A 24,183-nucleotide genomic window follows, 5' to 3' on the forward strand; every position below is an offset into this window, starting at 1 on the left:
GTCAGAGTACCCCTTCTTCCATTTCGTCACAGTCTGTATCGCTTTCATCCTGTGCCCAGCTCATGACCTCCAGACGTTCAGATAATTGTTTGACTGTTGGGCGTTCAAACAGATCGTTGACGCTTAACTCAACCGCAAAAACATCGCGTAGCCGGGACAGAACCTTAATGGCGATGAGGGAGTCACCGCCAAGGTCGTAGAAATTGTCCTCAATCCCGATTTGTGGAATGGCGAGAACATTTTGCCAGACGGCGATCATTTGTTTTTGACTGTCCGTTTGTGCGGCAGTGTATTCGCCGAGCAAAGCCGACCGGGTGTGTTCGTTATTGGAAATGTCTGTGGAAAGTGGATCTTTTGTATTTTGATGCAAAATATCTTTATGAGCGGTGCGTTCGTTAAAATCACAGGTCGAAATTACGACTTGTGACGGTAGGGTGTGCAGCGATAAAATACGTTTGAAGGTCTCGCAACCTTGTGCGGTACTCATGCCGCCAACGGGGATATGGCCGAGGCGTTTTTTCATCATGGTTTCATATGCTTGTGCCATACCGACACCGCGCCAACGATCCCAATTGACAGCAAGGACAGGTGTTTTGATCTTACGGGCCTGTTGGGCGGCGAAATGATCGACAAAGGCGTTGGAACTGCAATATTCCACATCCCCAGCCCCCACGTCATACGCACTGTGGGAGGAAGAGAGCAGGATAAAATCCAGCCCCTTGTCCCCTAAAAGGTCGATGACATTACGGCTGCCTTGTACCTTAGGTAAAAATTCGTTTGCGTGGGGGGATTTGACTTTGGACAGGATCGGCCCGCGATTTTCAAAGGCGGCGGTCTGGATAAACCCATGCAAGGGACCGAAGGTTTCTTCGGTTTTGGAAATTGCGGATTTCATGGCTGCTTTGTCAGAAATATCAGCACAGAGGGGCAAGACATGAGCCCCGAAACTTTCCAGTTCCTGAATGTTGTGGATTTTTTGGGCAATGGGATCCGTGTGGGCACCAGATGTGACCTTTTCCCCGACAATCAGACCGCAATCAGCGTGGTTGCGTCGTTGCCCCGATTGTGGGTAGGTTGCGACTTTAAATCCGCACTCCTGAAACAGGCTTTCCCATTTTTCCAATGTCAGAAGGGGGGAGTCCTGACGCAAATCTTCATCCTGAAAATACCACCAACCTTCCAATAGCCCCAGTGGCAGGTTCATCCAGCGTTGCGTGACAACGGATTCAACAAATAAAACCATGCCGTCCGGGGCCAGTATCTTTTTGACCTGTGCCATTGTTTCGCGCATTTGATGGGTGGCATGGACGCAATCCAGTTCGAGAATAATGTCGTAACGGTTGGCATCAAATTCTTGGGCAATCGGGTCTTTGGAAATATCCAGCAAGCCGAATTTCATAAAATCCAGCCTGTTTTCACGTGCGTTCCGTTCGGCTTTTAAAACAAAGGATTTACCGATATCAGTGAAGGTATATTCAACGTTTTTACCTTTCAGGGCGGGCAAAACCACATCGGTAAAGACACCTGCCCCGGCCCCGAGTTCCAGAATGCGAACGGTCTTGTTTGGATTTTTGGCGATTTTTTCCAGCATAAGATCACGCGCCATTTCGGTATAGACACGATGGCGGGTATGTTCGGGAATGGCTTTGGTTGCTTTATCCCAAATGCTTTCGCCCCCGCCGGGGAACAGAACACCAACGGCTTCGATCTCTCCGTTCAGGGCTTTGGCGTAATCTTTCATGCAATGTTCAAAGACATCAAAGATCGCTTTAAAATCGGGGAATTGGGCAATTAATTCATTATGTAAAGGCTGTGGGTCATCCGCATCTATCGGGTTTTTCAGGAAGGTGATCTGATTATCATGTCGGGCAATAATATGGTCCTGAACCAGTACTTTCAGGATATAGTTGAACAGTTTGATGAATTTATCTTGAATGGCAAAATGATGGATCAAATCGGTGTGGCTGTAACTTTGTCCTGTTGTCATATCAAGGCCGCTTTGGCCAAAGAAACGGCAAATATAGAGGGAACATAACCGATCAACTTTTTCAACAAAACCGTCATAAGTTTCAATACCCTGAATGCCAAGGGATTGATCAATCTGCTGTTCAATTTCAACAGGATCAATGCCGTCAAGATTAAGCAGGGTTTCAGACGCTGTGTGTTGATTTTTCAGGTAATTACCCCAATCGGAACGATCCGGTAAGTTTGCTGTGCCACAAAGGGCGAGATTCGCGTGATAAGTTTGGGCGAGGGTACGGGCCAGTTCCAGTCCGATCCCGTTTAATCCACCAGCAATCATATAGGTGCCGCCTTCACGTAAATGTGTGGTCTGGCTATCGTCAATCAAGGTTTGTTCAAAACAAGGCGACCAACGGTGTGACCCGCGCAAGGCGATCAATTGACCATTGGTATACTGGGCGCTGGGTTGGTTAATCTCGGCCATGATTTGGTCGATGGGCGTATCATCACACAGGTCAATGGCTTTACATTGAATATGGGGGTGTTCCACCGGAATGACCCGCAGTGGCCCCAAAATAAGGGCCTGTTTGGCACAAAGTGGTTCTTGTCCGTTTACATCGTTCAGGTTTTTGCACAAGATATGCAGGCTGAGGGGATCTTCGCGCAAGCCAATGGCTTGAATGAGGTTAATCAGGCTGTAAAAACCCTGATCCAGCATGTGTTCAAGGGATTGGTTATCGCTCACATCAAGTGACCAACCGTGAATGACCGCGTCGGGCAGTCGTTCCAGATCATTCAACAAGGCGACATAATCGCCCTTTTCAGCCGGGCGGATTTCGTAAGAACGGGCATTGAGTTTGCGATATTTTGTGCCCGTATAGACACAAATGGTATTTTCAAACTGTTGGGTAATTTGTGTTCCGACACCTGTTTGATCCATGAAAACAAGCGTTAAACCGTTTGTTACAGATGCTGTGCAAAGTGGGGCTTCCCGTTTCCAAGACGGGATATAGAACCAGTCTTTGACATGGGGGCTATGGGTGTTTTTTTGATTTTGATCAGCCGTAGTAATCCAATAGGGTTTATGTTGAAATGGATAGGTGGGCAGGCCAATGCGTTGTGCGTTTGGGGCAATCCATTCAGACCAATCGGCAGAGCATCCCTTTTCCCAACAGGCTGCGATTGTTTCCATAAAAACATGGGTATCGGATTTGTCATCGTGAATATGACGCATGGTGGAAAGGGGAGATGTTTGTAAGGTGAGCTTGGCAAAATGTGAAAGGGCTGTTCCCGGTCCGACTTCGATAAACAAGGGGTTGCCTTGTTCCTGCAATGTTTTTAATCCATCGGCAAACTGCACAGTATGACGCAGATGATCGACCCAGTAATCAACCGATTGCGCCTGTTCATTCGTTATAAATTTTCCGGTTAAATTGGCGATAAAAGGCAGAGTGGGGACGTGACGTTCAAGACGTGAAATCGCCTTGGAAAATTCATCCAGCATCGGTTCCATTGCGCCACTGTGGAAAGCATGACTGGTGTGAAGAAGGGTGCTTTCGATGCTGTGATTGGCCAGTTCTTTGGCTAAAATAGCTATGTCTGGAGTGGGGCCGGAAATGACGCAACGATCTGGTGCATTATGGGCTGCAAGATTGAGTTTATCGCTTAGGTAGTCCGCGATTTCATCGGGGGAAAGGGCAACGGCGAGCATGTCGCCTTTTTCCATCTTTTGCATCAATTCCCCACGCAGAGCGACAAGTTCAAGCGCATCTTTTAAGGTGAAAACACCCGCCAGCGTGGCGCAGACATATTCGCCCAAACTATGCCCGATCATTTTATCGGGCTTGATATCAAAGCTTTTGAGTAATTGCGCCAAGGCATATTCGAGGGAAAAAAGTAACGGTTGGGCAATGTCGGTGCGTTTGATATCGCCTTTTGCATGGCCGGTTATATAGTCGCGGATGTCCCATAATATTTTGGGTAACAAAATATCGGCGCATTTATCCAGAGCATGACGGAAAACAGGGAAATTGGCATAAAGGCCTTTTCCCATTTCCAGATATTGCGCACCTTGTCCGGGAAACATGAAAACGGTTTGAACAGGGCGGGCAGCTTGTGCAGGATGGTTCAAGACTTTTTGCAAGGCATCAATGGCACTGGGGATGTCGTGGCAGACAACGCCTTTGCGATAATCAAATGTTTTGCGCCCTTGTTGCAGGGTAAAGGCGACATCGTTGAGGTCCGTATTGGGATTGTTTTTCAAATAGCTGGCGAGATTGTCACAGGCTTGGTGCAAGGCGTTTTCGTTTTTTGCTGATAGGGGGAGAATGACCGGATGGTCGGTTGTACTTTTCTTGCGCACCATGTTGGGGGCTTCTTCCACAATGACATGGGCATTGGTGCCGCCGATCCCAAAGGAACTGACCCCGGCACGTCGTGGCGTGTTGTCTGGTGTGGGCCAGTCACACAGGGTGGTGTTGACGACGAAGGGACTGTTTTCAAAATCTATTTCCGGATTTGGGCGTTCAAAATGCAGGCTTGGCGGGATTTGACGGTGATGGAGGGATAAAACCGTTTTAATCAAGCCTGCAATGCCAGCGGCACTATCCAAATGCCCCATATTGGTTTTAACCGATCCGATTTTGCAAAAACCTGTTTTGTCGGTTTTGGCCCGAAAGGCTTTGCTGAGGGCCTTAACCTCAATCGGGTCGCCCAGTCTGGTTCCGGTGCCGTGGGCCTCGATATACTGGATGGTTTCAGGATGAACGTCTGCGTTTGCCTGTGCTTCGGCGATGACTTCTGCCTGACCTTCTACGCTGGGGGAGGTATATCCGGCCTTCAGGGCGCCGTCGTTGTTGGTCGCACTACCTTTGATAATGGCGAGGATGCGGTCTTGGTCGCGTATGGCATCTTCCAGTCGTTTTAAGACGATCAACCCAACGCCACTGCCACCGACCAGGCCGCTGGAATTGGCATCAAAGGCGCGGCAATGTCCATCATTGGATTGTGTGCCGCCTTCTTCATACAGGTATCCACTGATATGGGGAACTTGCAGGGTGACACCACCGGCCAGCACCATATCGTTTTGATAGGACAGCAGGCTTTGACAGGCCAGATCGATTGCCACGAGGGAGGTTGAGCACGCTGTTGATACACTTAAACTTGTGCCTTTTAAGTTCATTTTATAGGACACCCGCGTACACATATAATCTTTGTCGCTGGCGGCCAAAACCATATAGGGCCCTTTGTCCATGACAGCTTGTGGGTTTTCCATCATGGTGCGTAGAAGGTAACTATTCAGCCCTGATCCGCCATAAATCCCGATGCGCCCGTCAAATTGATCGGGGTCGTATCCGGCATCTTCCAGTGCCGCCCAGGATTGTTCTAGGAACAGACGGTGTTGCGGATCAATAATTTCGGCCTCGGTTGGGGAAATTCCAAAAAATTCGGCATCAAACCCTTTGATATCGTCCAGCACTCCTTGTGCTTTGACATAGTCTGGATGATTTAAAAGATCAGGATCAACACCAGCGGCCAAGAGTTCCTCGTCACTGAAATGACGAACGGTTTCGGTACCTGAAATCAGGTTTTGCCAGTATTCATGGTAGTTTTGTGCACCGGGGAAACGGCATGACAGCCCGATAACGGCAATGTCGTTTGTGTCGTCTGCAAACGATGTGTCCATGTTGTTCATGTGTTTGATACCTTTTGTTCAGTTTGCATGGTGCGGCCCCGGCGAACCCGTCCTTGACGGCGAAAGGCGGCGCGTTGTTCCAGTTGATCGGTGTTGATTTGAGTTTCGGTTTGGTCCGCATTGATAAATTCAGCAATGGCGCGGATGGTGGGATATTGGAAAAGGTCGATCACGTTGATATCGCGTTGGAATGTGTCGTGCAGACGGTTACAGACCTTGACCAGCAAGAAGGAATAACCACCGGCATCAAAGAAATTGTCGTCAAGGCCGACCTGTTTCAGCCCAAGTTCCGCACACCAGATGTCATGAATGATTTGTTCACTGGCGTTTAGGGTTTGTGTAGAAGGGGCCGTTTGAACAAGGCGTTGGGTCTTTTCCGGTTTGGGCAAATTTTTGCGATCCACCTTGCCATTCGGTGTCAGGGGCAATTGATCCAGTTCAACAAAGATTAAGGGCACCATATAGGCGGGCAGGCGGGCCTTTAAAAATTCGCGAATTTTATGGATGGGGGGCAGGTTCCCAACCAGATAGGCACACAGGCGTTGATCCCCCGGTTGATCTTCGCGCACAACAACGACGTTATGATCAAGTCCGTCAATTTGTGATAAGGTTTGTTCAATTTCGCCCAGTTCAATGCGATAGCCGCGCATTTTGACTTGTGTGTCCATGCGCGCGATATAGTCAAAATCACCATTGGGCAGACGGCGCACCAGATCGCCCGTTTTATATAATCGACCAAAAGAACTGTTAATGAAACGCGCCTGAGTGAGTTCGGGACGTTTGAAATAACCAACCGCCAAACCTTGCCCACCCAGATGCAATTCCCCGACGGCACCCATCGGTACAGGGTTTAAATCACTGTCCAGTATCAAGGCCGTTGTGTTGGCAATGGGTTGACCAATGGCGACATTCCCACTGGGACTGGAAGCCGACTGAACTTGTTTAATCAAAGACCAGACTGTGGCTTCGGTCGGGCCATAGAAATTCCATAGGTCAATATTCAGTTTCAGTAAGTGTTCGCCCAATTCTTGTGGCAGCGCTTCGCCGCCGCACACGATAACCCGTAAGGTTTGGGCTGCCCCCTCTTTAAAATCAGACAGGCTTAACAATTGACGCATGAAAGATGGCGTCTGGTTTAAAACCGTGACTTTTTCATTGAGGAGTAATTGGTGAAAGTTTTGGGCGTCCTGTGTCAGGGCATTGGGGACGACAACCAATTTGCCACCGCTGTAAAGCGGGCTCCAAATCTCCCACACAGACAAATCAAAGGCATAGGAATGAAAAACGGTCCAGACATCTTTGGCAGATGTATTGATTTGGGGATGGACACCATGCAGCAGATTAATGACACTGTGATGCTGGATTTGTACGCCCTTAGGCTTTCCTGTGGACCCTGATGTGTAGATGACATAGGCAAGATCACGGGAAGAAACACTTATTAATGGGTTTTCTGTTTTTTCTTGCTTGATTAAGTTGTGTTCATGGTCAAGCAAATAACAAGGGGCGTTGAGGGTGATTTCCTCCAGTTTAATGTCGTGGGCCACCTTGCTTTCGCACAGTAAAAGGGCTGCATCTGAATCTTCCATCAAAAATTTAAGACGTTCACGAGGATAAACCGGATCAATCGGCACATATGCTGCCCCTGTTTTTAAAATTGCCAGAAGCGAGACGATTAAATCAAGGCCGCGATCCAGGCAAACGCCGACACGGTCCCCTTTGCAGACACCTTTGGCGATTAACCAATGAGCCAATTGATTGGCGCGTTCGTTCAGTTCCTTGTAAGATAAATATTGTCCATTGCAGGCAAGGGCTGCTTTGTCGGGTGTGTTTTGGGCATGTTGGGCAATGACATCATGCAGGCAGAGATCGTCTGGATAAGGTTGACTTGTTGCGTTTGCGTCTGTCACCAGTTGTTTAAATTCTGTATCCGACAGGGTATGGATGTGACATAAGGGCGCATCGTGTTTGGTGCAAACTGACAATAAGACGGCTTCAAAATTTGCAGCCATTCGGGCAATGGTTTCCGGGGCGAACAGATCGGTATTATAGATATATTCGACTTTCAGACCGCTTCTTTCTTCCCAGACGTGGACTTCCAAATCCAAACGCACCGTTCCGGTTTCAAACGCGATGGGTTCCAGTGTCAGTCCGTCCAGTGCTGCAGTTGTACTGCCGGAGGCATGCAAAGGCGCGTTTTGTAAAACAAAGACAACCTGGGCCAAGGGACTGCGGCTAAGGTCACGTTCGATATTCAGGTTTTCAACAATTTTTTCAAATGGAATGTCTTGGTTTTCATAAGCCTTTAGGGTTTCGCGTTGAACCTGTTGTAACAAATCGGCAAACGTTTCTGCCGTATTGATTTGAATGCGCAAGGGCAGGGTATTGGCAAAAAAACCAATCAGGTCTTCGACCTCGGGGCGGTTGCGGTTTGCAATCGGACTGCCAATGATTAAATCGGTTTGGGTGCTGTAGCTGCGGATATGCAGGGCAAAGGCCGCCAGCAAGGGCATAAACAGGGTGCCGCCAGCCTCGCGGGCGATTTGATGCAGCGTTTTTTGCACATTGCCTGACAGATAGGTCGTATGGGTTTTACCGTGATAGGTTTGCAAGGCGGGACGTGCGTAATCGGTGGGCAGGTCCAGAATGTGCGGGGCATCTTTCAGATGTGTTGTCCAATAGTCAAGTTGTTGGTGATAATCTGCCCCTTCCATCCAATTTTTCTGCCATTGTGAAAAATCGGCATATTGAATATCCAGTTCCGGCAAGTCGGCGGGTTGGTTGTCGGAGAATGCTTTATAAAGGATAGAAAGTTCCCGTCCGATGACCCCTATTGACCAGCCGTCTGAAACGATGTGATGCATGCTCAGTAACAAAATATGTTCCTGATCGCTGACTTTTAAGAGTTGCCCCCGAAGTAATGGTGCGGTTTGGAGGTTAAACGGTTTTAGACATTCTGTTTCAATGATTTGCTGGATATGAGACTCGCGTGTGTCTGTATCCATTGTGCTTAGGTCTGATTTTTCCAGAATAAGGGATAGATCAGCATGAATTTTTTGAATGGGAGTGCCGTTTTTCAAGGGGAAGCTGGTCCGTAGAATTTCATGACGGTTCATGATTTCATTCAGGCTGTATTCCAATGCTTTTATATTAAGCCTCCCTTTGAGACGCAGGGCAGCAGGCATGTTATAGGCAGGGCTATCCTTTTCCAGTTGATCGACAAACCACAGACGTTGTTGGGCAAAAGACAGGGGCATGTCTTGATCCCGTGATGTTTTGGTTATGGTTTTATGATTCAGGAAATGTGCAAGCAACTCTTCTTTGCGTTGGGAAAGCTGGGTGCTGAGTGCCTGTGTTATCACGCCTTTTGGGGCGTTGATGCGCAGTTTGTCATTTTCGCAAGAAAGGCGGATATCCTGATCTTCCAGCTCTTTCAACCAATTCATCAGATTTGTCACAGTACAAATTCCTCTCGTTCCTCTTGCATGGTTTCTTGCCGTGCGGCCAGTTCCCGTATGGTGGGATTTTCAAACAGAGTGGTGATATTCATTTCTCCGCCAAAAGTTTGGCGCATACGGGTAATCAGTTGCGTCCCCAGAAGGGAATGCCCGCCTAGTTCAAAGAAATTGTCATCAATGCCGATGTCACGCAGACCCAGCAGGTTTTGCCAAATGGCCACAATTTTTTGCTCATTCTGCGTAGTCGCCCTGACAAAATCCGTTTCCAGATCAGGACGTTCATGAAGAGTGCCGGGCGTTTCATTTTCATCATTCTGTGTTGGCCATGACGGGGTGATCCACTTTTCAATGCGGGTGGGCAGGTCGGTCACAGAAATAATGGATTGATCGGGCCAAGCGGTGGATTGCATCAGGCGATCAAAGGCCGCAAGGCCTTCTGTTTCCAAAATTGTATTTTCATCGCGTGCTTTCAGGTTGAGGACCGGATCGTCATCCCCTTTCCAGCCATCCCAGCAAATGCTTAACCACGGTGTGTGATTGTCGCGGTTTTTAAGCTGGCAAAAGCTGTCCATAAAAGCATTGACCGCGGCATATGGCCCAAATCGTAACCCGCCAAGAACGGAAGATAGTGATGAAAACAAACAGACGAAATCCAGTTTATGATCTTTCAGGACTTGTTCCAGAACAAGGGTGCCACGTACTTTTGGTTCTAAATGCTTGCGATAGATATCCGGTGTGAGTTCTTCCAACGGATAATCCTGATCGGTTATGCCTGCGGTATGGATTACACCGTCCAGTGTGCCGAAATGTTTCACCGTCTGGGCTATTGCGGTTTTCATCTCGTCAAGGTTGGCAACATCGGCGGGGATTGTCAGAACTTCTGCCCCCAACTTTTTCAGTTCAGTGACTTTTTCCAACTTATCCTGTGTCATCTTGCGGGTGACAAGGGCGAGCTTGGCTTTGAAATTGAGCGCCAGATGTTTGGCAAACATAAAACCAAGGTGCCCCAATCCCCCGGTAATCAGAAGGGTGGTGCCTTCTTTTAAAGGCTTGTTCCCTGTTGGTGGGGCGGGTTCAAATGTTTGCACCCAACGATAACGCCCGCGATAGGAAACAAGCGGGTCGGATGTACAGGTTAAAATTTCTGCCCTTAATTGATCAACGATGCGTGGGGTAATGTCTTGTGTTGTTGCAAAGTCGATGGATTGGCACTGAATACCGGGAAATTCCTGTGCGATAACTTTCATCAGGGCCCCCACGCTGTAGGCGGTTGGGTTTAAAGCTTCTTCGCCGTTGATGTCTTGGGTTTGATTGAGGATGGTTTTTAAAACCGTGGTTTCTGCGTTATAACGACGGCCTATGTTTTGGGCGATATGTAACAGGCTGACAAATCCGTAATTCAGATCGTTTTCAAGATTGTCTTGCCATTGGGGGTCTGGGCGCTGGAAAGACCAAAAATGCAAAATCCCCTTTGGTGTCAAGTTGTCGCGCTCCAGTTGATTAAATAATCGGTCGTAATCACCCACGTCAGAAGGATTCAGGGTGAAACCTGTGTCGATATCTCCACTGAAGGCATCTCCTTTACGAACGGTGATACCTTGCAGGCCCAGTTGGTCGGCAAATCCCAGATCATCGATAAAGATCAGCCACGGTCCAAACGTATCGTCCAGATTAGGGCCTTTTATGGGTGCGCGCTGCCATGTAGAGACATTGAACCAGTCGTCCAGATTACGAAGCTTGCCTTGCGGGCGTTTCTTATGGGATTTAGTCTGGTTGGGGGCAATCCAGTAACGTTTGCGTTCAAACGGGTAAGTGGGCAGGGCGATACGGCGAGCTTGTTTTTCGTGCCAGAATGCCGTCCAGTTGATGTTTACGCCATTGGCCCAAAGCCGTGCGAGGCTGTGCAGGAGATAATCATGCCCATTCTGTTTGCCATAAACCCCTTGATGGCATGCCAGAATGAGATGATCGGCTTGTTTGGCGTTATGTTGCTGGGCAAAGGTCCCAAGGGTATTGCCGGGGCCAAGTTCCAGCAACATTGCCTTGTTGTTTTCCAACAAAACGCCAAGACCGTCGCTGAATTGTACCGACTGGCGCAAATGTTGATACCAATAGGTCGGATTACAGGCTTGATCATCGCTTATCCACGTCCCGCTAAGATTAGAAAGAAACGGGCGTGTCGGGGCGTTTAGTTTAATCTGGTTAAAGGCCATTAGAAAATCATGTTCCAACGCTTCCATTGATGCGGAATGAAACGCGTGGGAGGTATGAAGGCGACGATAAGAAATTCCGTCTTTTTCAAGTTTTTGTTCCAGATCATCAATGGCGTCAAACGGACCGGACAGAACACTGAGGTTTGAGCTATTGCTTGCTGCTAAATCCAGACCATTGGTGAGATATCCTTGGGCCTGATCGGGCGGAACATGCAGGGCGCACATGGCACCTGATGGCATGGATTGCATCAATTTGGCACGTGTGGCGACCAGAAGGCAGGCATCTTTCAGGCTGAATACACCGGACAGGCAAGCCGCCCCATATTCCCCGATGCTGTGCCCGATCAGATAATCAGGGTGAATGCCCCAGCTTTCCAGCAACTTGGCACTGGCATATTCAAAGGCAAACAGCAATGGCTGGGTATAAACAGTCTGATTGATCCGTTCTTTATCCCCCCATATGGCATGCAGGTCTGTCTCCAGATGTGTGTTGAAATAGCCAAGCGTTTCATCAAAGGTGTCTTTAAAAACAGGTTCTTGGCGATAAAGGTCTTTGCCCATATCTGCAAATTGTGCCCCTTGACCGGAAAACATAAATGTCAGGGGGCGTTGTTCGCTTTCTGCCTTGCCTGTTATCGTTTTGACGATTTCTTGGCTGTCATGGACAAGTACGCAACGATGGGCAAAGGCTTTGCGTCCCATATTTAATGTATAGGCGACATCGTTGATGTTTATATCTGAGTGTGTGTTGAGATAATTTTCCAAATCTTTTTGTTGCGCTGCCAATGCCTGTTTCGTTTGCGCGGACAGGGTCAGAAGATGCGTTGTTTTTTCTACCTGTTGGGGGGCGAAAATATGCGAGGCTTCTTCCACAATGACATGGGCGTTTGTACCGCCAATCCCCAAGGAACTGACCCCGGCACGGCGCGGTTGCCCGTCGTTGTCCCAATTCTGCGCTTTGGTCGGGATAAAGAATGGCGATTGGGTTAAGTCCATTGCCGGGTTCAGGGTATTGAAATGTAATTGTGGAGGGATGGTTTTATGTTTCATGGCCATCACCGCGCAAATCAAGCTGGCGACACCGGCAGCTGTATCGGTATGGCCGATATTGGCTTTGACGGACCCAATGGCACAGGTCGATGGTTTTCCGGGGCCAAAGGCAGTGCTGAGGGCTGCGATTTCAATGGGATCTCCCATCGGGGTGCCGGTGCCGTGGGCGCAGATATAACCAATGGATTGTGGATCAATACCTGCATTGTCATAGGCTTTTTTGATGACGCCAACCTGACCGTCCACAGACGGGGCGGTATATCCGGCCTTTAGGGCCCCATCATTGTTAATGGCGGACCCTTTGATAACCGCATGAATGATATCATTATCATTTATGGCCTTATCCAGCGGTTTTAACAGGACAATTCCCATGCCACTTCCCGGGATGGTGCCTTTGGCGGTTTCATCAAACGGGCGGCAATGTCCATCGGGTGACAGGATCATACCATCCTGATAAAGATAGCCTGCCTGATGCAGCACATTGGCCGATATGCTGCCTGCCAATGCCATGTCACATTCCCCAGATTGCAGGCTTTTACACGCCATATGTACGGCAACCAAAGATGTGGAGCACGCTGTTTGCACGGACACACAAGGGCCTTGCAGGTTCAGCTTATAACCCGCAGACGTGGCGATATAATCTTTATCGTTGCTAATCTCGATCTGATAGAGTTGGGCGGTGCCGTCTGCGTCCAATGTGGGTTCGACGTGATGACTTAAATAGGTTGTCGCGCCTTGTCCGGCAAAACATCCGATGACAGGGCGCTTGACTTGATCGTTCGCATATCCGGCTTGTTCCAGTGTTTCCCATGCGCCTTCTAAAAACAGGCGTTGTTGCGGGTCCATCAATTCGGCCTCGCGGGCGTTAAATCCAAAAAACGGGGCATCGAATTGATCCAGACCGTCCAGAACGGCGCAACCGGGAACATAGTCGGGGTGGTGAATTTGTTCCCCATCGGCCCCGCGTTTTAAAAGGGTGTCTGTATCAAAAAATGTAACGGATTCCACCTTGTTGTGCAGGTTGTTCCAATATTCGTCCACCGTGCGGGCGCCGGGGAAACGACACGTCATGGCGATAATGGCAATATCCTGATTTTGTATCTTGTCTTGTTTTGCCACGGGTTGAGCAGTGGGTTCTGTGACCTCTTGCGGGTTTAAAAATTGGGCAAGTGAAGCAATGGTGGGATATTGAAACATGGTCACAAGCGGGAAATCGCGCGCAAACCTGTCTTGAACACGACGATGCAGGCGCGCCATTAACAGGGAATGCCCACCGAGTTCAAAGAAATTGTCATGTACGCCAATGGCGTCGTGCCGCAACAGGTCTTTCCATAAGGCGATGAGTTTCTGTTGCGTCGCGTTCTGCCCCGCTTGCTGGACAGAGGGGGAGGATTTAATTTGTGGGGCGGCTAGGGATTTTTTATCGACCTTGCCGTTGGGCAGTTGCGGGAAGCTGTCCACAAAAACAAAGGCTGCAGGCACCATGTGGGGCGGCAGGCTTTCCCCAAGGAAAGTGCGCAGATGGGTGATATCGGGTTGTGTGTTTTCACATCGCAGATAAGCCGCGAGGTTTTTACCGGTTTGCGGATCCTCAAACGTGATGACAAGGGCTTGGCGAATAGCCGGGTGGGCCATAAGGCGGGCTTCGATCTCGCCTAGTTCAATGCGATAACCGCGAATTTTGACCTGATCATCAAAGCGTCCCAGATATTCCAGATTACCGCACGCCAACCAGCGCCCGGTATCCCCGGTGCGATAAAGGACGTGATGGTGTTCGTCTGTGCTGTGTGGGTTTGCGACAAAAGCTTGGGTGGTTTTTTGTGGATTTTGCCAATATCCTTCGCCAACCCCGATACCGGACACACAAATTTCGCCGGATAACCCAATGGGGACCGGGTTTAAGGCATCGTCCAACACATACATGCGCATATTGCCGATGGGTGATCCGATGGGCACATTGTGGGTTGTTTCTGGTAGTTTTTCGCGCAAGACATATTGGCAGACATCGTCTGCGGCCTCACTTGGGCCATAGGCATTGATCAAAGGCACATGGGGCAACACATCCAGCCAGCGATTAACCAACGCAACGGAAGCTGCCTCCCCCGTGACCATCCCCCATTCCAACTTGTTTTTTGTTGCTGTATCTGTTTCTTCAATCAAGGCGATGAGTTCGTCCAGCACAACGGGCACCAGTTCAATGACCGTGACGTTTTCATCACAAATCAGTTGATAAAGGGCTTTTGGCGTACAAACGGTGTGGAAATCGGCGACCACACACGTTCCGCCAATTAACACAGGGCCGAGGAATTGCCAGATGGAAATATCGGATGAGGACGGAGCACTTTGTAAAAAGACACTGTCTTCATGAAAGGACATGGCCTCAAATTCGGCAAAGATATGATTAAGCGCCCCGTTATGGCGTACAATAGCACCCTTGGGTTGCCCGGTGGAACCGGACGTATAGATCATATAGGCACGATCGGTTGGGGTGTTGATAAGACCAATATCGTCTGCGCTTTGGCCTTCTAAAACAGTACTTTCCAGTCGTAGGGCCTGTACACCGTCTGCCAACATACCTTCAAATTCTTGGCGGGTGATAACCGTAGCGGCCTGTGCATTTTCCAGCATGTAGGAAATGCGCTCTTGCGGGTATTCCGGGTCAATCGGCACATAAGCAGCCCCCGCCTTCATAATGCCGAGGATAGCGGCCAAAAAATCTGCGCTGCGGTGATCAAGGATTGCGACGAAATCGTTGGGTTGGATACCGGATTGACGCAACCAATGGGCAATGCGATTTGCCTGTTCATTAAGTTGTTGGTACGTCCAACGTTGTGTACCAGACACCACCGCGATTTTCTCCGGTGTGCGCGCGACTTGCTGCATAAAATGATGCGCAATGGTGCTGTCGGTGGGGTAGGTCGCATCGGTTTGATTAAATTCGATCAGGACTGTGTGACGTTCTGCCGCATCCATCATATCTATTTGGGATAAGGGGGCACACAGATCGTTCAGGGCGCAATGGGCAAGATTTGTAAAATGCGTGCCCATACGTTCCATTGTTGCTGCATCAAACAGATCGGTACTGTATTTCAGGGAACAATGGAAATGCCCGTTGCTTTCGATAATTTCAAAGGAAATATCAAATTGCCCTTCCTGTTGGTTGATCTCATGCGGCAGAACATCCAACGCCCCCCAATGTAAGGGGTGATCGCCGCCTTCGATTAATTTGGCAACTAGATCTTTAGCCTTTTGCGGTTGTTGGAAGGTGAAATCAGTCTGGAAGATTGGGGTGACACCGGCCTCCCGACTGGGGTGCAGTTTTTCCACCAAACGGGCAAAAGGATAATCTTGATGGCTCAGGGCCGACAACACGACGGTCTTTGTCTGTTGGAGAAAATCCGCCCATGTCAAATCATGCGATAGGTTTTGACGCATGACGACTGGATTGACGAAATGCCCGACGATCCCGTCATAATCTGATTTATTGCGCCCGGTTGTTGGGCAACCGATCAGGATGTCGTCCTGTTGGCTATAACGATGTAATAAAAGGGAATAAAGCGATAACAAGGTAACGTAGTCGCTCACCCCGGATTGTTGAGATAGATGTTTGAGGGCGTGTGTCGTCTCTTTATCCAGCACGAAGGTATGGGTTGCTCCGTTATAGGATTGTACAGATGGTCGCGGTCGGTCTGTCGGCAGGGTCAAAACGGGTAAGGGACCACTTAATATATCTTGCCAGAATTTCCAGTCTTGCGTGGCCCGCTCACTGTTTAGGTATGCGGTCTGCGCCTGCGCGTAATTCTGATAACGAATGGGCAAGTCGGGCAGGGCATTGCCGTTATTGAGTTGCGCAAATTCATCCAGCAACACCCATAAGGACCAGCCATCACAGACGATATGGTGGGCGACCAATAATAAAGCAGTGCCCTGCTCTGTTGCGCGGATCAGATGGGCCCGAAAGAGAGGGCCGGTTTTCAGGTCGAACGGTTGGCGGTAAGCCTCCCCCAGTGCCGTTTGCAGATCGTCAACATTTTGCACATCTATTTCAAAGGAAATATCGGCTTGTACATGTTGAAGAATTTCGTCACCGGATACAGATAAGCATGTGTTCAAAGAGGGATGGCGCGCAACAATGGTTTGCCAATCCTGCGTCATTTTTTCAAGGTCGATGTCACCTTGCAGGTCTAAGGCGAAGGCCACGTTATAGGCAGGTGTTTCACCATCCATTTCATGGATCAGCCATAAGGATTGCTGACCGGGGGTCAGGGGAAAGGCCTTTTCCTGCTTGCCAGAGATAGGTGTGGTTTCTATTTGTTGGGTGGCAGAAAGCTGGTGCGCAAGTTCCGTAATATTCATCCCGCCCATCAAATCGACGATTTGCAGGGTTGCGTTTGTGCGCTCTTCCACCACATTTTTGATTTCCAACGCCATTAAGGAGTCCATCCCCAGCAGGCTGAGCGCTTCGTCCTGTGGGAAATTTGCGACCTCCAGCTTGAAAATGGGGGCCAAGGTGGCGCATAGGAAATCTGAAATTTTTTGAACGTCCAAGTCTGCCAGATTAAGTTTGGAAGTTTCTTTTGAGGCAATGAGTTCCTGACAGATGGGCATGGTGCCAAGGGCCGCGCGGCGTTGCCCGAAAGGGAGAATGGCGAGGTAATCTTGTGAACTGCCTAAAAGCCTCTCCATCAAATCAATGGCATCCTGGGATTTAACAGGGTTAAGCAACTGTGTCGCCGGATCAAAATGATCTGCGGCCATACCTGCGTCTTTCCATGGTCCCCATGCAAGGCTTAGCCCTTTTTTACCTTGCTTGCGACGATGTGCCATGAAAGCATCCATTGGGGCATTGGCACTTGCATATGCCCCCAGCTCAGGTGAATTTAATACTGCAGAAGCCGAGGAGAGAGCGATAAAGAAATCAAGCTCGTCGTCATCCAATACCTGATCCAAGGCTTGAAGACCCCGTATTTTCGGGCTGAATTGTTGGGCGAAGGCTTCAAAATCCAATTGACAAGTCGGGGCACGTGTGGCCACACCCGCGGCGTGAATCACCCCCTTGATCGGTTTTGGGGCCTGATCATGATACCAGTGTTCAAAGGCTTCCAAGTTTGAAATATCAAGGGCAACAGGGATGATATTTATATCTGTTTTTTCAAATTCCCCCAGATCGGAAGGCACATTGCGGCCTATCAAGATGATGTTTTTTGCCCCTTTACGGGCCAGCATTTTGGCGCATTCGCGGCCAATGGCCCCAAAACCACCTGTAATCAAATAACTTGCATCTTCATCCAAATCGATGGCTGTGGGGGATATGTCCGCAGGTGTTAATCTGGGAACCTGAACTCTGTTTTCTGTCAGGCGGAACTGATCTTCCTTATGGACTGTATCAATCAGATGACATAGGGTTTGAGGGACCGGATGTGTCCCTAGATCAATCAATCCACCCCAATGGTGACTTTCTTCGACGGCCAAGGTTCGCCCCAATCCCCAGAAAGCAGCTTGATGAGGGGCTTCTGTCCATGCGTTTTGGGTCATCAGCCACAAATCAACCGCGTGGTCTTTAATGTCAGTCAGGGTAGAAATGATTTGTGCACTGAGAGACGCGATACGGTCTGCATCTGCATGCAGCAGTGAAAAATCAAGGAGATGAACAGATGAAACCTCCCCTTCCAAACGGGGGAGGAGTTGGTCGTATGTTATTTTTTCTGCTCGTTCTCCGGCTTCCAACAAATAGGATAGATAAGGTTCTGACAGGTTTTCATTATTATCCAGCAAAAGCCATAGGGCATCCGGTTTATGAGCGGCTTTAGATAGATCAAGGTCACGCCATGTGATGTTGTAGAGGCTATCATCCAGTCGGTGTAGGGATTGTTCGTTGTCAACAAAGGTGAAAGTGCAGTTTTCCACAGAAATAAGCAGTTCTTCCGCCTCATTGAAAATATGTAAGGATCCGCTGAGGTGGCGTTGATTTCGGGTGGTCAGGGTTGCAAGGCTCCAAAACTGTTCCCCATTAAAGGGGCGATGGAAAACAACCCCTTTAATGGATTGGGCGACAAAATGGCCCTGCTGGTCAAATTGTTCGGCAAAATCAGCCAGCAGGTGTCCGCAGGCATCCAGTATGGCGGGATGGGAAAAATACCCGTCTGTTTGCAAGTTGGGGCGTTTAATTTGTGCAAGTAAGGTTTGATCGTAACGTTGATATTTTTCAATCCCTTGAAAAGTTCCTTGCCAATCATTGCCGCGTGCCTGCCATGTTTGATAAAAAGACGGACCGGAACAAGTTGGCGCATCTTTAAAATCAGGAAAAGCGATGTTGAGCTTCTTTTCGTTAGCTACAATGACGCCTTGGGCATGATCCATCCATTGATTGGAATCGACTTGTGCCTTGATAACGAAATTATAGCCGCGATCATGGGGGTGAAATTCGGTTTTCAGGGTATAGGTTTTATTCCCGTCCAGTAATAAGGGACGTGTTAAATCAATCTGTTCAATTGAGGCGGTTGTATCGGGCATCAATTGATGAAAGGCTGCACGTGCTATTTCCAGATAGGCAACGCCGGGAAAGACGCTTTGATCCCCAATTTTATGATCCAGCAACCAGTTATGTGTGGGGAACAGGTTCGGGTTTATCCAGGTAAGCGTATTGCCCTCGCGTTGTCCTAAAATATGTGCGGTTTTCTTTGTTTCCAGTTTGTATCGACTGCGTTGAAAAGGATAGGCGGGCAAAGCAAGCAAAGTATAATCGCGTTCTTGATAAAGGGCTTCCCAGTCAATGTTGATACCGTCCAGATAAGCGTGGGTCAGGTCCGTAAAATCCGGTGTTTGTAATGGTCCTGTTGTTAGTTTGAACTTTACAGGCGTGTCTTTTGCCGTTTTTAGTTTTTCAATGGCTTCTTTTAAGGTTGTAACTGGGCTGGCAAAGCGATATTCGAAATGATCCCGTGCAACTGTACTGCTGTAACAGATATCTTTCAGGTCTTCTTCGTGCTGGTTTTCTAGAAAACGAATGTAATTTTCAATTTGTTGTGTAAAGGCTGCTTTGGTTTTTACCGATATGGCCAACATATGGGGTGCATCAAAAGGGGCCTGTTTTGTGATATTTGTCGGCTCGGGGGCTTCGGTTAAAATAATATGGGCGTTTGTCCCACTAAACCCGAAAGAACTGATCGCGCCGATGCGTTTGTTTTGATTTGTCGGCCAGTTTTCCGATTGTGTTGGCACGTTTAAGGCCAGTTTATCCCAATCAATATGCGGGTTTGGAGTTGTGAAAGATGGATGGGCGGGGATAATCCCGTGATGTAGGGAAAGGGCGGTTTTAATTAATCCTGCAATGCCTGCGGCCCCTTCTAAGTGGCCAATGTTGGCTTTGACGGAGGCAACGATTAATGGATTGTCTTGATCATGTGCATTGGCATAAACCCGGTTTAACCCTTCGATTTCAATGGGATCACCAAGGGGGGTACCTGTGCCGTGGGCTTCCACATAGGAAATATCTTTTGGGTCCAATGCGGCATTGTTCAGAGCCGCTTTCATCACGTTGATTTGGGCGCTGCTGTTGGGGACGGTCAGGGCACTGGATTGCCCATCATGATTAACGGCGCTGCCTTGCACCACGGCGATGATTTTATCGTTATCGTTTTGGGCATCACTCAGACGTTTAAGCAGGACAAACCCGCAACCTTCGCCCCGGCCATACCCATCAGCACGGGCATCAAATGTTTTGCAGGTACCATCCGGGGACAGCATATTGGCGGCACATTCTGCAACCGCCATATAAGGGGATGTCATGACATTGACCCCGCCTGCCAAGGCCAAATCACATTCCCCCCGTCGAATGGCGTTGCAGGCCAGATGAACGGCAACCAGTGAAGAGGAACAGGCCGTATCCAATATCAGGCTGGGGCCATTCAGATCGAAAAAATGCGAAATGCGCCCGGCAGCGGCACTTAAGGCAACGCCGGTTGCGCTGTGAACATCAACATCATCGGGGGTGTTTGCCGTTTGCAAGAAATCGTAACTCATGGTACCGACAAAAACGCCTGTGCGGCTTTGTCTGATTTTGCGTGCAGGCAGTCCGGCATTTTCGAAAGTTTGCCAGACGGTTTCCAGCAAAAGGCGTTGTTGTGGGTCCATCAATTGGGCTTCGCGGGGGCTGATGGCGAAAAAGGGGGCATCAAATCCGAAGATGTCACCGTCTAAGAAGCTGGCTTTTTTGCAATATGTCTTGCCTTTTTGTGTCGGGTTTGGGTCGAAAAAAACAGAATTATCCCAACGATCTGCGGGAATATCACGCGCTGTGTTTTCACCATTACATAAAAGATCCCAAAATTTCTGCGGATTGTCGGCACCACCAGGGAAATGACATCCCATTGCGACAATTGCAATCGGTTCGTTCTGGTCGCGTTTGGCCTGTTCAAGCTCATGACGCAGTTCCCCGATGGTTTTCATGGCGTTCGCCATTAATTCTTTGTAACGGTTTTCCATAATGTTGTGCTTAATCCAGATGGTCGCTGAGATAGGAAACAAGGGTGGAAACGAAGGGGGCTTCCATCATGGTGTTATGATTGCCCGGTGTGATGTGAACTTTAATCCCGACTGTGGCAAAGTCCTGCCAGCCTAGGGTTGGATCATCGGGGCAGTATTTTTCTTGCATGGACCGTTCTTCTTTTGCCCGGATCAGGTGAATGGAACCGTTGAAAGATGGTGACAACGTTGCGTGGGCAAGGGCGCAATTGGTTTTGTAAACGTCAAAAAAGCGTGCAACATCGTCATAAGTGTAATCTGCGGGAATGATGTCGGCTTTAATCAATGTGTCGCGCAAATAATCAATTAGTTTATCTTCTGAAAATTGCCGTAACTGATCGCTGGTGGTTTCTTGTAATTCATCGCTGAGCAAAGCTTTGACTAAAGAAGCATCATCCATGTTTTTAAGTTCATTGGGTAATGCAGGCGGTGCGTAGGCATCAATTAGAAAAAGTTTGGAGACTTCCATTCCTTCGTTGTGAAGGATACTTGCCATTTCATAAGCAATGACCGCCCCACCGGACCAGCCCAGCAATTGATAGGGGCCTTCATCTTGATGCTGTTTTAACGCATCGACATAAGTTTGCGCACATTCCTTCAAGTCTTTGAACGGGGATTGATGGGACGACAGGCCGCGTGCCTGAAACCCGTGAACAGGGATATTGTCCGCCAATTCACGTGCAAAAGGTAGATAACAGAGAACACGCCCGCCTGCCGGGTGGACGCAATAAAGCGGATTTTTGGTGGAATTGGGGGTAGGGCGTACTGGAATGAGGGGTGACCATTTTTCTTTGAGGTCTTTATTTTGACGCAGAAGCTGCGCAAAAGCCGCAACGCTTGTGTGTTGGAAAATCAGATCCAGATCCAGTTTTTGATCAAACGCCCGTTCAATCCGGCTCAGCAATCGGACGGCGAGAAGCGAGTGTCCTCCGCTGGCAAAAAAGTCATCATGAATGCCGAGGTCTGAATTGTTGAGAATCTCTTGCCAGATTTGTAACAAGGCCAGTTCAATATTGTCGCGCGCCATGTGACGTTCCGGCATGTGATCTTTTGTGGCGAGAAGCTCCAAAAGGGCCTTGCGATTAATTTTACCGTTGGGAAGTTTGGGGAAATCATCCAAAATGTTGATATGGGCCGGACACATATATTCCGGTAATTTATTTAAAACAAAGCGACGCAAATCGTTTGCTTCAATGGATGTGGCAAGGACAAAAGCAAGAATTTGTAATCCGGCCTTGTCATCGTCATGAGCGATAACGATGGCATTTTCGACTTGCTTATGACTGCATAGAACGTGGGCGATTTCATCCAGTTCAACCCGAAATCCACGTAGTTTTATTTGATGGTCTATGCGCCCCAAAAATTCAACTTCACCATTGGTTTGCCAACGCGCCAAGTCTCCGGTGCGATAAACCCGATTTGAAAAGGTGGGTGGGAATGGATTGGATATAAATTTTTCCTGTGTTAGATCGTCTCTGTTTAAATAACCGCGTGCTAGTCCGGCACTTTCAATATAAAGCTCACCCGCGACACCGACAGGGACAGGGCGCATGTGATCGTCCAAAATGTGAATTTTTGTGTTTTCAATGGGTTTGCCGATCAGGGGTTTTCCTGTTCCGGCGTAATGGGAAAATGTGGCACAAACGGTACTTTCCGTTGGGCCGTATCCATTCAGGAATGTACGTCCTAGCGACCATTTTTGCGCAATGTCATTCGGGCAACTTTCCCCGGCGACGATCAGGCAGCTTAGATCAGGCAGGCCTGTTTGTGGCAAGACACTCAACAAGGACGGCGGGACGGTTAAGTGCGTGATTTTCTGTGTTTGCAACAGGTTTAATAACGGATCAACCGGCGACATATCGGCGCGTGTTGCCACATGAAGGGCCGCGCCGTGACATAGGGTGACAAATATTTCTGAAATGGAGGCATCAAAACTAAGCGACGCAAATTGCAACACTCGGCTGTCAGGCTTCATGTCAAACAGGCGACCTTGTGCATTGATGAAATTACAAAGCCCGCGATGTTCCAGCAACGCCCCTTTTGGTTTGCCGGTTGAACCTGATGTGTAGATCACATAGGCAAGGTTGTTTGCTGTGCTTGTATTGGGGGCTGCGGTTTTGGTTGTGGGGGTGCACAAGGTATTCATAAATAAAATGGGCAGATCGTGATCTGCCATGCGTTTGCCAATGGCATCATCGCCGATAACAAGAGTACAGGCGCTGTCTGTGATCATGTAAGACAGGCGTTCATCGGGGTAATTGGGGTCCAATGGCAGAAATGCTGCCCCACTGCGTAAAATCCCCAAAAAGGCGAGAATGGACTGAAAAGGGTTTTCAAGACAGACACCGACCAGTTGTTCCGGTCCCACGGCGTTTTCTTGTAGATGGGCGGCAATGGTATCGACCTGCTGCATCATTTCTTCATAAGAAATTGAGGTCTTGCGATAGATCAAAGCAGGGTTTTGCGGGTAGGTCTGTGCAATGTTGGTCAAGAGTTCCATGACATTGATATCATCGGGGAAATCATGCGCTGTCTTGTTCCAAACCTCGGTTTGTGCCCAGATGTTTTCTTGTGTGTCTAATGCAAGGGTATCGATTGATTGCATCGGATCGGACAAGGCTTGTGCCAGGATATGTTGATAATATCGCGCTAACAGTTGCACAGTTTCAGGACGATAAAGGGTATCGTCGTAAAAAAATGTAGCGATTAATGTCGTGTTTTCCCCTTCTTCGACCTTCAAGGATAAGGCGCTTTGATCAGGGTGCGTGAAAGATGAATGGATTTCATCATAGGCAAAGGACACATCAAATAAACGGTCCGTTTCAAGATTTAAATCTTCAATCAATTTGTACTGAGGATAGTTTTGATGGGCGTAGCAATTGAGTAGTTTTTCACGCAACTTCAAAAGGAAATCACGAAAGCTTTCTGTCTCGTTGATTTCGTGGCGAATGGCCAGCATGTTGTCATTTGTTGGTGTCGCTGGTTTGCGGGTCGGGGTGCCAATGGTGATGGTTGGCAAATGATTATGTTTATGCAGACAAACCATCAGGGCGGACAGCAAGACTGTGCCGCATAAAAATGGACCTTGTGCGATTTTTTTAATCTGTTCTGTCAGTTCTTGGTCTAGAGTGAAGGTCATGCAAGGCGGGACAGCATCCTTTTCTACGAAGACCGGGCTGTCTGCCTTTGGGGCGCAAAAAATAGGACCATCCGCCAATAAGTCCATCCAGAACTGTTTTTCGTCCAAGGTTTTTCGATCGAAAATCATGGTGTTCATCGTGTCTTT

General features: G+C 48.7%; 4 protein-coding genes. All 4 read right to left on the bottom strand.

All coding sequences use genetic code 11. The annotated features are described in order from the left end of the window. Position 1 precedes the first annotated feature (1 nt). The 4 genes from ACI0FF_RS06340 to ACI0FF_RS06355 are packed head-to-tail and all read right to left on the bottom strand — an operon-like array spanning position 2 to position 24,174. Positions 2-5,656 carry a beta-ketoacyl synthase N-terminal-like domain-containing protein gene (locus ACI0FF_RS06340; RefSeq protein ID WP_419799279.1) on the bottom strand — a complete coding sequence of 1,885 codons (5,655 nt, stop codon included), beginning with the start codon at positions 5,654-5,656 and terminating at the stop codon, positions 2-4. Further along, complete coding sequence (locus tag ACI0FF_RS06345; protein ID WP_419799280.1) at positions 5,653-9,111, bottom strand: amino acid adenylation domain-containing protein; 3,459 nt, start codon at positions 9,109-9,111, stop codon at positions 5,653-5,655. The genes ACI0FF_RS06340 and ACI0FF_RS06345 overlap by 4 nt, the downstream gene beginning before the upstream one ends. After that, positions 9,108-20,858 (bottom strand): amino acid adenylation domain-containing protein, encoded by an 11,751-nt coding sequence (locus ACI0FF_RS06350; protein ID WP_419799281.1) that lies wholly within the window; start codon positions 20,856-20,858, stop codon positions 9,108-9,110. Before ACI0FF_RS06350 ends, ACI0FF_RS06345 begins: the two co-directional genes overlap by 4 nt. Positions 20,859-20,868: 10 nt before the next feature. Further along, a complete protein-coding gene (locus ACI0FF_RS06355; protein ID WP_419799282.1) occupies positions 20,869-24,174 on the bottom strand; it encodes a non-ribosomal peptide synthetase in 3,306 nt (1,101 codons plus the stop codon). Between the last annotated feature and the right edge of the window lie 9 nt (positions 24,175-24,183).

The organism is Terasakiella sp. 4MB5A, from assembly GCF_050058155.1.
Lineage (GTDB): Bacteria > Pseudomonadota > Alphaproteobacteria > Rhodospirillales > Terasakiellaceae > Terasakiella > Terasakiella halodenitrificans.